Genomic DNA, 11,992 nt, shown 5'->3' with positions numbered 1-11,992 from the left:
ATGAGGAATCTCAAAATGACTACAAATTTAGATGATCGTAATCCAACTCCAGATCTTGCTGAAGATAATGCTTTTTTCCCGTCTCCGTATTCACTTAGTCAATATACTTCAGCCAAAACAGATTATGACGGCACAACTTATCCTACTCCATATGAAGGCAATAAAAAAATCTTAATGATTGCAACGGATGAACGCTATATCTTGATGCAAAATGAGAAATTCTTTTCAACAGGAAATCATCCTGTAGAAATGTTATTGCCAATGTTTCATTTAGATAATGCAGGTTTTGAATTTGATATTGCTACACTTTCTGGAAATCCTGTAAAACTGGAAATGTGGGCAATGCCAAATGAAGAGCAAGTTGTGTTGGATACTTATAAAAAGTATGAAAAGCAATTAAAAGCACCGCTTAAACTTGCTGATGTTTTAGAAAAAGCATTAAGTGTTGATTCGCCATATGCAGGCGTATTTATTCCAGGCGGTCATGGTGTACTGGCAAAAATACCACATAGCACAGAAGTAAAAGCATTATTAAAGTGGGCAATGGATCATGATAAATATGTGATTACTTTGTGTCATGGTCCTGCATCTTTACTCGCCGCTGCTCTAGGTGAAGCACCAGAGGATTTTATCTTCAAAGATTATCAGGTTTGTGTATTCCCTGATGCTTTAGATAAAGGGGCAAACATTGATATTGGTTATATGCCAGGACAGCTTCCTTGGTTAGTTGGTGAAAACCTTGAAAAGTTAGGCGTCAAGATTTTGAATAAAGGGATTACAGGTCAGGTACATAAAGATCGAAAGCTTTTAACGGGAGATAGTCCGCTAGCGTCCAATAATTTAGGTAAGCTTGCTGCAACAACGTTATTGGCTGATCCAAATCTTTAATGAATACTACATAGTAAAAAGCTCAACTTAGTGTTGGGCTTTTTTATGAAAATTAAAACTTTGTAAAGTAAATGACAAACTGACCAATAAAAATTGTTTAAATTAATAAAAGTTGGAAATTAGAAGCCGAAGGGAAATGAATGAAAGTATGTATTTACGGTGCAGGGAGTATTGGTTGTTATCTAGGTGGGCGATTGGCTGCGGTAGGAGTTGATGTCGATTTTATCGTTCGTCCTTCAGTAAAACAGCAACTTCAACATCACGGTCTGACTGTCTCAGATTATTTAGGACGAAGACAAACAATTTCAGTGGATGCGCTTCAGTTATACGATTCGGCGGATGTTGCTAATCAGGCAGACATCATTTTTGTTTGCGTAAAATCAGCAGCAACTCAACAAGTTGCAGCTGAGTTAAATATGATTTTAAAGAAAAGAACCATTATTATTAGTTTCCAAAATGGTTTAAGCAATGTAGGTGTCTTAAAACAGTTTCTAGATGGTCATACAGTGCTAGAGGGTATGGTGCCTTTTAACGTTGCAACTCTTGGAAATGGTGTATTTCATCAAGGTACTGAAGGAACTTTATCTGTTAAGAAAAATGATGGTTTAACTGAATTAATCCAAGCCTTTCAGCAGGCACATTTAGCAATAAAATTAGAACAAGACATGCAAGCGATTCAATGGGCAAAATTACTACTAAATCTAAATAATTCAATTAATGCATTATCACAATTACCATTAAAAGAACAACTCTCTATTCGTGAGTATCGACAGTGTTTAGCAATGGCCCAGCTAGAAGCATTAAACTTGCTAAAAATAGCAAAAATAAAACCCGCCCAGTTAACCACCATACCAGCTCGCTTCGTTCCAAATATTTTGAAATTACCAAATCCTATTTTTAATCTTGTCAGTAGGAAAATGTTGGAAATTGATCCCTATGCAAGATCATCAATGGCTGATGACTTACTCTCTGGAAAGAAAACAGAAATTGACTGGATTAATGGCGAAGTTGTAAAACTAGCAGAACAGCTAAGTTTAAAAGCTCCGATTAATCAGAAGTTAATTGAGTTGATTAAACAAGCTGAATCAACAATACAATCAAAAGCATGGTCAGGAGTAGAGCTTAAATCAGAGTTAATGTCTCTATAATCGCTTTCGCATAAAAAAGCGTATAACTTATATACGCTTATATTTAGATTAATATTGTATGTTTATTGGGCTATTACAGCTTCTTTAGAGCCAAATTTAGTAATCAATATTCCAAATATAGTCGCAAAAATATACATGAATATTGAATACACTGCTGCTGGCATAGCAATGGTGGTACTTGCCATAATTGTAAGCGCAATAGTCATTGCTAAAGTACTGTTATGAATACCAATTTCAAATGCACATGCTCGTGCTTGATATGAGCTAATACCCATAATACGTGGTACAAAATATCCAACCATAAGACTGATCGCGCAGAATAGTGCTGTTGCAAGACCAATCTGGCCAAGATAATCAATTAAATTATTTCGCTCTTTAATAATCGCACCTAAAATAATAATTACGAGAAATACTACCGCGAAGATTCGGACAGGACGATTTAGCTTCTCAGCAATTTGTGGCGCATAGTGACGAATAATCATCCCAATACATACAGGCACTAAAATAATCAAAAAAACTTGTAAAACCTTAGTGAATTGTAGACCGACTTGCTGGCCTTCATTCATGAAATGCAAGATTGAAAAGTTCACAATAAAAGGCAGAAAAACGGCTGCAATAATTGCATTTATTGCAGTTAAAGTAATATTCAGTGCGATATCACCTTTATATAAATAGCTAAATAAATTGGCGGTTGTTCCTCCCGGTGAAGCTGCCAACAGCATTAATCCCACTGCTAAAAGTGGGGGAAGTGCTAATATTTTGCAAATTAAAAAAGCAATACCCACCAATAGAATCAACTGGCAGAACAAAGCGATTAAAACTGCTTTGGGATGTTTGCTAACTCTTGCGAAGTCTTTAAGTGTTAATTCTAAACCCATACCTGCCATGACGATTGCTAAAGCAATAGGCAAAAATATTGTGATCAATCCTGAATCCATAACCGTACTTTCCTAAGTCATATTCTTTTGATAAATAATTGCTGTTTTATTTGATTTGGTCATTACCAAGAAAAATCTTGAATGATCTATTTGATTTAGTACTTTAAACATATATTTATTTGAAAATCTGTCAACTACACGACAACTGATACTTTTACTTATCTTTTTGATTAAAATAAAAAGGCAAGTACAGCTTGTGTACTTGCCTTGGTTTAAATTGACTTACCTAAAAAGTAAATGCCTTTTAAGTTTTAAAAGAAACCTGCTGGTTTAGTTGAATAACTTACTAAAAGATTTTTAGTTTGTTGATAATGATCTAACATCATACGATGGTTTTCACGACCAATACCTGACTTTTTGTATCCACCAAAAGCTGCATGTGCTGGATAAATGTGATAGCAGTTAGTCCAAACACGACCAGCTTCAATTGCACGACCAGCACGATATGAAATATGTGCTGAACGTGACCAGACACCTGCACCTAAACCATAAATAGTTTCATTTGCGATTTTGATCGCTTCGTCAAAGTCCTTAAACGTTGTTACTGAAAGTACTGGTCCGAAAATTTCCTCTTGGAAAATTTGCATGCTGTTGTGACCTTTAAAGACAGTCGGTTCAATATAAAAACCTTCACCTACTTCTTGACGAGCACTACCACCCGTGAGGACTTCTGCACCTTCTTCACGACCAGTGCTGATACAACGTAGGATTTTCTCTTGTTGTTCTAAAGATGCTTGAGCACCGATCATAGTTTCCGTATCTAAAGGATGACCTAATTTAATACGCTTAACACGTTCGATGGCTTTTTCTAAAAACTTATCTGCGATACTTTCTTGAACAAGCGCACGAGAAGGACAAGTACATACTTCACCTTGGTTTAAGGCAAACATTGCAAAACCTTCAAGTGCTTTATCAAGATAGTCGTCGTCTTGATCCATTACATCTTCAAAGAATAAGTTTGGAGACTTACCACCAAGCTCTAATGTAACAGGGATAATATTTTCAGTTGCGTACTGCATAATTAATTGGCCAACTTGTGTTGAACCAGTAAAGGCAATTTTTGCAATACGTGGGTTTGTTGCTAGTGGACGCCCAACTTCTGCACCAAAACCATTAACTACGTTAAGTACACCAGCAGGTAAAATATCTTGAATCAGTTCAAGTACTAATAAAATACCAACAGGCGTTTGTTCAGCAGGTTTTAATACCACACAGTTGCCTGCTGCTAGTGCTGGTGCAAGTTTCCATGCAGCCATAAGGATAGGGAAGTTCCAAGGAATGATTTGCCCCACTACACCTAAAGGCTCATGGAAATGGTATGCAATTGTATCTTCATCAATTTCAGAGATTCCGCCTTCTTGTGCACGAATACATCCTGCAAAATAACGGAAGTGATCAATTGCCAGTGGAATATCAGCTGCCAAAGTTTCACGAACTGGTTTACCGTTGTCCCAAGTTTCTGCGACAGCAAGAAATTCCAAGTTTTGTTCCATACGATCAGCAATTTTTAATAAAATATTTGAACGTGTTGTTGGAGAGCTTTTATTCCATTCAGCTTTCGCTTTATGTGCCGCATCGAGAGCAAGTTCAATGTCTTCAACTGAAGAACGCGGGATTTTTGTAAACACTTTGCCATCGACAGGTGAAACATTATCGAAGTATTCTCCTCTTACAGGAGCTACCCATTGACCGCCAATAAAGTTTTCATATTGAGCTTTAAACTGGACTTTAGAGCCAGCTTGATTAGGATCGATGTAACGCATATTAGATTCCTTTGCTTATAATTGATCTTAAATATCTACAGCTTTGGTATAAGGTACTTTTGTACGCTATTTCATTAGGATATAAATGAGAAGGTTGGAGAAAGGTTGGAAATCAGGGTCATGAGTGAGGGATACACAAATGTTTACAAAACAAGACCTGCTACAACAACGTAAGTCGGTAGATCAGCTAAAACGACAAAATAGTTTATCGCCGCAAAATGCTGAAAAACTTGGACAAAGTATTGCTAGCTCATGGCAGAGATCGGCTTCGTCTGCTATTCCTAAAGAGCGTTTAGCCGCACCTTTGTTGAGCCAAAATAGTAAAAATAAAACCAGTTTAGATATGGCTTTAGAACGTTGCTCAAATGAACTGAGCCATATTGCTGATCAATCTTCAATGGTGATTGCGGTTGGTGATGTTGGTAGTACGATTATTTGGACAGCTTCGAGTTCACAAATGCAAAGTGCAGCTGAAAAAGTCCATTTCATTGCTGGCGGACAATGGGCTGAAGATGTTGTAGGGACAAATGCATTGGCTTTGTCACTGAAAACACAACAATCTAGCTGTGTATTTTCCAATGAGCATTATATGGAATCTGTGCATGATTGGGTATGTTATGCAGCGCCAATCATTGATCCATATTCCAAACAAGTGCTTGGTGTGGTTGATTTATCTACGACTTGGAAAAAGCATAACACTTTGGGCATGTTAGCCGCTGAGCGTTGTGCATCAATTATTCAAACGGCTTTGATTGAGCAACAACGTCAACGTTTATATATTCGTGCGTTTGCTACGCCACAAATTATTTTTAATCAAAAATCGTTAGTTTTAACGCCACGTCAAGTCGAGATTTTGGTCATCCTAGCATTGTGTCCAAACGGATTGAATCTCGAAAATCTTCATCAAGCGCTTTATGGTGAACGCAAGGTGAGTATTGGTACTTTAAAAGCTGAAATGTCGCAATTAAGAGATATTTTAGGGGGAATGTTAGGTTCTCGACCATATCGATTATTGGCAGATGTTGAAGCAGATTTCTTATCAGCAGAACAAGCACTTGACTCAGGCTATGTGGCATCAGCTTTGCAATTGTATAAAGGTGTTTTTCTTTCAAAAACTGAAAGCCCATTTTTATGCGCATGGCGAGATTGTTTGGAGTCTCGTTTGAGTGATGCAATTTTTAAGACCAAAGAAACTGATCTTTTACTGAAGCATGTTGCACATTTCCCAGAAGCAATTGATGCTGTAGAACGTTTGATGGAACTATTGCCAGAAGACCATCCAGCACATTCATCTCTGAATAAATTTAAAGATATTTACTAGAATCAGTTCGTGAAAATTTGATATGTAAAAGCTGATTACTTGAAATGAAATCTGAAAAATGATGAAGAAGTTTCTTAATTACTGAATTTTGAAACAATAATTCTTAACATTATAATTTTTATAAATAAAAAAAGTGGGAATATAACCTTTTTAATATTCCCACAAAAAAGTAAGCCAATTTCTCGGAGTTTTGGCTTACTTTTGAGAGGAACTGTTATAACGCAGCTTTGAAAATTTCTACCACTTGAGCATGTGTTGCTTTACGAGGGTTAGTCAACATACATGCATCTTTCTGAGCATTTTCAGACATGATTGCAAGATCTTCAGTCTTAACACCTAACTCAGTTAAACCAGATGGAATTCCAATTGATGAAGATAATTCACGGATAGCATCAATCGCGGCAAAAGCAGCTTCAGTTTCAGTGAAACCGTCAACATTAACACCCATTAACTCAGCAATTTTAGCGTAACGATCTTGGCAAGCAATTAAGTTAAATTCACATACATGAGGTAATAAAACGGCATTACATACACCATGTGGAAGATTGTAGAAACCACCTAATTGATGTGCCATCGCATGAACATAACCCAATGACGCATTGTTGAATGCCATACCAGCAAGATATTGTGCATAGCTCATTGCATCACGAGCTTCGATATTCTCACCATTGGCGACAGCAGGACGTAACCATTGACTGATCATCGTAATTGCTTTTTCAGCGCATGCATCGGTAATTGGGTTTGCCGCAGTTGATACGTAAGCTTCAACAGCATGTGTCAATGCATCCATACCTGTTGCAGCGGTTAAACCAGCTGGTTTTGCAACCATAAGTTTTGGATCATCGATGGCGATTAAAGGCGTACAACGCCAATCTACAATTGCCATTTTTACGTGAGTATCAGTATTGGTAATAATGCAGAAACGCGTCATTTCTGATGCAGTTCCAGCAGTTGTGTTTACAGCAATCAGTGGGGTCATCGGAACAGTGCTTTTATCGATACCTTCATAGTCACGAATATGTCCGCCGCCAGCAGTCACAAGACCAATCCCTTTCGCACAATCGTGTGATGAACCGCCACCTAATGAAACGATAAAATCACATCCATTATCGTTATAGGCTTTAACACCATTATGAACATTAATGTCAGTAGGGTTTGGTTCAGCACCAGGAAAAACGTGGCTATCTACACCAGCATCTTTTAAATATGCTGAAATCGTATCTGCTACGCCAAATTTGAATAGACCTTCATCTGTTACGATTAGTGCTTTCTTTGCACCAAGGTTTTGCGCTTTTATGCCAATCTCTTTAGCACAGCCGGGACCAAAAAGTGAAACGCAAGGGATATAAAAACCGTTTGTTTGATCTGCAATATTTTTAAAAGCCATGGAGTGATTCCTTCTTCCATATTCCATAATTTGTTATACAGGTGGTCTAGCACCTTGGACTTAGTATGGAGTGCTTTAAAAAATTTCCTACCTACCAAAAACCTACCAAAGAAATTTTGTTTTTAATCATAAAGATATGGGTGCTATAAGCACCCATAATTAAACATATCGCTGAGATTAGAACCGCTTTGTGTAGTTCACAAATAGACGATCTTCACCAAAATCATTACCGTGTTCCACATTGTAATCAATACGAATATATTGCAATCCTAAACCTTTAAGAAAGGGTTGTTGAAAAGCATAATTTAAAATAATGTTAGATTCACTTTCATTATTTTCTTTACCATCGGCTGTTTTGAAGCTATCGCCATATACATATTTAACGGCTGCATTGAAGCCCGGAATATAATCTTTAAAATTATATCCATAGATAAAATGATATGATTTTTCATCCTTTTTAAAGAAACCCGTTGCATTCCAGTTAATAAAATAAGTTTCAGGTAAAAAACCATCTGGTAGAGGATATGCAGATTCACCAATAATTTGTTGATAACCTAATCCAAAAGTATGATTGTTTACTTTTAGTGTTTCTAATAAACCTATATTTTTTGCATCAATATTGAAGTTATTGCCATCGTCTTTTGCATTAAAATATTTAAATTTTGAGCCAAGAGTAAAATTTTCTGTATTAAAACTATGATCCAAACCAAGATAATGTTTATTATACAAATCTTGCATATTGCCAAAATAGTATTCAGCTTTTAAAGAAGGCATAACCTGATAGCGTAAATCAATGTAGTTTAAACCATCTGAATATTCAGTTTTTCCATTTGAGGTAAAAGAGAACTTCTGAAAATCTTCAGCATTTCGTGGTGAAACTTTTTCTACACGACCAATTTCTGCATAGAGTTGATCAGTAAGCTGAGATTTTAAGTTCGTTCCCCAGTAGGAAGTAAGCAACTGACGACTTGCATCTACAGCCGTAACAGGCAGGTCTAACCAAAGTTCACCCACACTTAATAACGTTTTATCATAACCAAGTTTTAATGTTGCTCCATGCTTTAAATAATCTGGTGCTTGAGACTGAGTTTCTCTATCGAAGGGAAGGATGGTATCTGCGACATGCTTATCCGAACTTAGACGCACCGCATATTGAACGGATGCATCCACACCGATCTTTAACGGCTTATCAGCAATAGTAAGCGGAGTGTCTACCATTCTTGAATTATAAAATAATGATGCTGCTTGAGACCAACTCCCTGTATCTTTTAAATTTTCATTTTCAAAATTGCGGTTGATATAGGCATTTTTTAAGGTAAATTTCCATTCGTCTTTAGCTGTATTCTCAGCAAATGTAGACATACTTGAGCAGCTCACCATCAGGGAAAATGTGGTTACAGCAATATGATTTAATTTAAAGATAGGCATTCTTTCATCATCCATTTAAAAGTTAAGTTGCGCCAATCCTAGGCGCAATAAGTTTTACTGTTGGCTAAGTGAAGTTTGAGGTTGAAGGGTGTTCTTTGTTGATTCAGTCGCGTTGACAGAAGCTTTAAGATTCACTAAGAAGATTGCTAATGCAGCAACTACACCGGGAATCGCAATTGCTAAGAAGTTCATTTGATGTGGTAATTCAAAGGTAAGTAATGCACCTGTTAAGACTGGCCCAATAATTGCCCCGATACGACCAATTCCTGATGCCCAGCCCATACCTGTTGAACGGACAGTGGTTGGATAAAACTGTGCGACGAAAGTATAAAGTAAGATTTGAGAACCAATCGTTGCTGCGCCAGCGAGTGCAATTAAGCTGTAGAGAATGAATTGAGGGCTGTTGAAACCTAATAAAATCAATGAAGCTGCACCGATGATAAACATAGCGGTAATCACAGGTTTCAAATGGAATTTATCTGCCAAAGCGCCACCGCCAATCGCACCAACCATTCCACCGATATTTAAGGCAAATAAGAACAGCATACTTGCACCTAGCGAATAACCCGCTTGCAGCATTAATTTTGGTAACCAGCTACCCAGCGCATAAACCATAAGCAGACACATAAAAAATGCGATCCAAAACATAAATGTGCTGAATGCTCGACCTTGTTGAAATAACGCACGTACAGGTGCATCTGTGTGAATATTTTCATTAAATACAAGTTGAGTTTCTTGGTTGATTTCAGCATTAGGTGCAAGTTTCGAGACGATCTGCTTTGCTTGATCGTGATGTTCAGACTTGATTAGAAATGCTAATGATTCGGGTAAGAATTTCCAAATAACAGGCAAGAGCAGTAATGGAATACCAGCAAGAATAAACATGATCTGCCAACCCATGTCTTTGACTAACCAAGCACCCAATAATGCTGAAGTCATACCACCGATTGCATATCCACTAAACATAATTGCAACTAAGGTGCTACGAATCTTTTTCGGTGCGTATTCAGTCATGAGTGCGACGACATTTGGCATAACACCGCCAATGCCTAGACCTGCTAGAAAACGCAAAATAGCGAATTCGACAGGGTTATCAGCAAATGCACCAATAAATGTGAAGCCACTGAATAATGCGACACAAATCATTATGGTTTTCTTTCGGCCTAAACGATCTGAAATCGTGCCGAAAATCATCGCACCAAACATCATTCCAAATAGCGCGGCGCTTGCTAATAAGCCTGCTTGCACAGCAGTTAAAGACCATTGCTGCATTAATAATGGCAGAGCAACACCATAAATAACTAAATCATAACCATCGAATATAATAATTAATAAACACCATATTAAAACCTTCCAATGGAATGGGTTAAATTTAGCATTATCAATAATCTCATTAATATTGACATTTGACATATTCATCCTTCACCTCCAATTTGTGAAGTATCTGTTATTTTGTAACTAAATTATTTTGTTATGTGCACCGAGTCAAAAACTTAATTGATATATCTTTATGTCATTAAAGTATTAATATTTATTCTATTTAAATTAAAAACGACAAAAAGCAGAGTATTTAAACCCTGCTTTTATATCAAATGGTATATTAAATAAATTTATCTATTAACTGATTAAAATCATCTGGCAGTTCAATATTTGAAATATGCGATGCATTAATTTCTGCTAATAGTGCATTTGGAATTTGCTGTTGCATAAACTCTCCGTCAGCTACGGTTGTTACAGGATCTTGAGTCCCTGCAATAATTAGCATAGGAATAGAGATTTTTTTTAGTTCTGTGCGAACATCCGCTTTAGCCAAAGCCTCACAACAATTTGCATAACCTATTGCGCTGCCAGCACTTAAGTCGTTACATAGGTTCGTTACAACTACTGAGTGACTTTGGATAAAGGGATTGGTAAACCATCTTGAGGCTGCCGTGGCTGCAATAGGTTGTAAACCTTGTTCACGAACAAGCTGTGCTCGATCTTGCCATGCTTGTTCCTGTCCAATCTTCGCTGCGGTATTAGCAACGATTACATGGCTAAACCGTGTTGGATAATGAATCGCCAGCCATTGTCCTGTGATTCCACCCATTGAAATACCACAAAATGCTGCTTTAGAAATATTCAGATGATCTAACAAAGCAATCACATCTTTTCCAAGCTGCTCTAATGTGTAAGATTCTTGTGGTGCTGTAGAAGAACCATGGCCTCGTGTGTCATAGCAGATTACAAAAAAGCGTTCTTTAAAATAATTAAACTGCTTTTGCCACATCCCATAATTTGTGCCCAACGAGTTTGAAAATACAAGTGCAGGGGAGTTTGGATCACCAAAAGTTTGATAATTGATTTGAGCATCTTGAGATTGAAAAATAGGCATAAAATGCTCCTTAAACTTGTTCAACACGTTGAATAATGAGCGCAATGCCTTGACCCACACCAATACACATTGAACACAATGCGTACTGCCCTTGAATCTGTTCAAGTTGATTCAATGCGGTGGTGACTAAGCGTGTGCCTGACGCTCCTAACGGATGACCTAATGCAATCGCACCACCATTCGGATTGATACGTGCATCATCATCTGCTAAACCTAAATCACGAGTTACCGCTAATGCCTGAGCTGCAAAGGCTTCGTTTAACTCAATCACATCCATTTGCTCTAGTGTCAGATTGGTCTGTTGCAGTAATTTCTTAATCGCAGGTGCAGGTGCAAAACCCATAATGCGTGGTTCAACACCCACCGTAGTTGCAGCAATAATTTTGGCGCGTGGTTTTAGTTGATATTCAGCAACCGCTTCATCTGAGGCGATCAAGAGTGCTGCTGCACCATCATTAATCCCTGATGCATTACCTGCTGTCACTGTTCCATCTGCTTTCACCACACCTTTGAGTTTGGTTAAGGCTTCAATCGTGGTTGATGCACGCGGATGTTCATCGCTATCCACCACAATCGCATCACCCTTACGCTGAGGAATGATAACGGGCACGATCTCTTGTTTAAAAAAGCCTTTGGCTTGCGCTGCTGCAGTACGTTGTTGGCTCACCAAGGCAAACTGGTCTTGATCGGCACGATTGATATTGAATTGTTCTGCCACGTTTTCAGCCGTTTGTGGCATGGTGTC

10 protein-coding genes are annotated in these 11,992 nt (G+C 37.7%); 3 read left to right on the top strand and 7 right to left on the bottom strand.

What is annotated here, in order from left to right:
• The first annotated feature begins 15 nt into the window (after nucleotides 1-15).
• Together hchA and ACF8D3_RS07670 are read left to right on the top strand one after the other, a co-directional pair.
• Entirely contained in the window at nucleotides 16-888 is an 873-nt protein-coding gene (gene hchA, locus ACF8D3_RS07675; protein ID WP_392470968.1) for a glyoxalase III HchA, read from the top strand.
• Between the two features lie 140 nt (nucleotides 889-1,028).
• Nucleotides 1,029-2,036, top strand: a complete 1,008-nt coding sequence (locus tag ACF8D3_RS07670) for a 2-dehydropantoate 2-reductase (RefSeq protein ID WP_392470967.1) — start codon at nucleotides 1,029-1,031, stop codon at nucleotides 2,034-2,036.
• A gap of 62 nt (nucleotides 2,037-2,098) precedes the next feature.
• Here ACF8D3_RS07670 and ACF8D3_RS07665 read toward each other — a convergent pair whose 3' ends face one another.
• Together ACF8D3_RS07665 and ACF8D3_RS07660 are read right to left on the bottom strand one after the other, a co-directional pair.
• Nucleotides 2,099-2,974 carry a bile acid:sodium symporter family protein gene (locus ACF8D3_RS07665; RefSeq protein ID WP_392470966.1) on the bottom strand — a complete coding sequence of 292 codons (876 nt, stop codon included), beginning with the start codon at nucleotides 2,972-2,974 and terminating at the stop codon, nucleotides 2,099-2,101.
• 251 nt (nucleotides 2,975-3,225) lie between these two features.
• Nucleotides 3,226-4,737: an aldehyde dehydrogenase family protein gene (locus tag ACF8D3_RS07660; RefSeq protein ID WP_004879686.1), complete on the bottom strand. Its 1,512-nt coding sequence runs from the start codon at nucleotides 4,735-4,737 to the stop codon at nucleotides 3,226-3,228.
• Nucleotides 4,738-4,876: 139 nt separating this feature from the next.
• Here ACF8D3_RS07660 and ACF8D3_RS07655 point away from each other — a divergent pair, with 139 nt between their 5' ends.
• A complete protein-coding gene (locus ACF8D3_RS07655) occupies nucleotides 4,877-6,058 on the top strand; it encodes a transcriptional regulator (protein ID WP_392470964.1) in 1,182 nt (393 codons plus the stop codon).
• A gap of 214 nt (nucleotides 6,059-6,272) precedes the next feature.
• On the opposite strand, the gene ACF8D3_RS07650 is transcribed toward ACF8D3_RS07655, so the two are convergent.
• The 5 genes from ACF8D3_RS07650 to ACF8D3_RS07630 all read right to left on the bottom strand — a co-directional run.
• Entirely contained in the window at nucleotides 6,273-7,445 is a 1,173-nt protein-coding gene (locus ACF8D3_RS07650; RefSeq protein WP_007483133.1) for an iron-containing alcohol dehydrogenase, read from the bottom strand.
• A 177-nt stretch (nucleotides 7,446-7,622) separates the two neighbouring features.
• The gene (locus ACF8D3_RS07645) at nucleotides 7,623-8,825 is read right to left on the bottom strand and encodes an OprD family outer membrane porin (RefSeq protein WP_392471076.1); all 1,203 of its coding nucleotides are present in this window, start codon (nucleotides 8,823-8,825) and stop codon (nucleotides 7,623-7,625) included.
• A 102-nt stretch (nucleotides 8,826-8,927) separates the two neighbouring features.
• On the bottom strand, nucleotides 8,928-10,292 hold the full coding sequence (locus ACF8D3_RS07640) for an aromatic acid/H+ symport family MFS transporter (protein WP_061392772.1): 1,365 nt from the start codon (nucleotides 10,290-10,292) through the stop codon (nucleotides 8,928-8,930).
• Nucleotides 10,293-10,473: 181 nt separating this feature from the next.
• Entirely contained in the window at nucleotides 10,474-11,247 is a 774-nt protein-coding gene (pcaD, locus tag ACF8D3_RS07635; protein WP_061392773.1) for a 3-oxoadipate enol-lactonase, read from the bottom strand.
• A 10-nt stretch (nucleotides 11,248-11,257) separates the two neighbouring features.
• Nucleotides 11,258-11,992: acetyl-CoA C-acyltransferase (locus ACF8D3_RS07630; protein ID WP_392470962.1), on the bottom strand; the 735-nt coding region annotated here is incomplete at its 5' end.

Origin of the sequence: Acinetobacter sp. YQ_14 (genome assembly GCF_043102985.1) — a bacterium.
Classification (GTDB): Bacteria; Pseudomonadota; Gammaproteobacteria; order Pseudomonadales; family Moraxellaceae; genus Acinetobacter; species Acinetobacter venetianus.
Note: the sequence above shows the minus strand (reverse complement) of the source record. Positions and strands in the feature narration are given on the sequence as shown.

Bases quoted from the DNA above. Each gene is read 5' to 3' on its own strand.
- ACF8D3_RS07645 (WP_392471076.1), bottom strand. From the start codon at position 8,825: ATGGTGAGCTGCTCAAGTATGTCTACATTTGCTGAGAATACAGCTAAA.
- ACF8D3_RS07650 (WP_007483133.1), bottom strand. From the start codon at position 7,445: ATGGCTTTTAAAAATATTGCAGATCAAACAAACGGTTTTTATATCCCT.
- pcaD (WP_061392773.1), bottom strand. From the start codon at position 11,247: ATGCCTATTTTTCAATCTCAAGATGCTCAAATCAATTATCAAACTTTT.
- hchA (WP_392470968.1), top strand. From the start codon at position 16: ATGACTACAAATTTAGATGATCGTAATCCAACTCCAGATCTTGCTGAA.
- ACF8D3_RS07665 (WP_392470966.1), bottom strand. From the start codon at position 2,974: ATGGATTCAGGATTGATCACAATATTTTTGCCTATTGCTTTAGCAATC.
- ACF8D3_RS07640 (WP_061392772.1), bottom strand. From the start codon at position 10,292: ATGAATATGTCAAATGTCAATATTAATGAGATTATTGATAATGCTAAA.
- ACF8D3_RS07670 (WP_392470967.1), top strand. From the start codon at position 1,029: ATGAAAGTATGTATTTACGGTGCAGGGAGTATTGGTTGTTATCTAGGT.
- ACF8D3_RS07655 (WP_392470964.1), top strand. From the start codon at position 4,877: ATGTTTACAAAACAAGACCTGCTACAACAACGTAAGTCGGTAGATCAG.
- ACF8D3_RS07660 (WP_004879686.1), bottom strand. From the start codon at position 4,737: ATGCGTTACATCGATCCTAATCAAGCTGGCTCTAAAGTCCAGTTTAAA.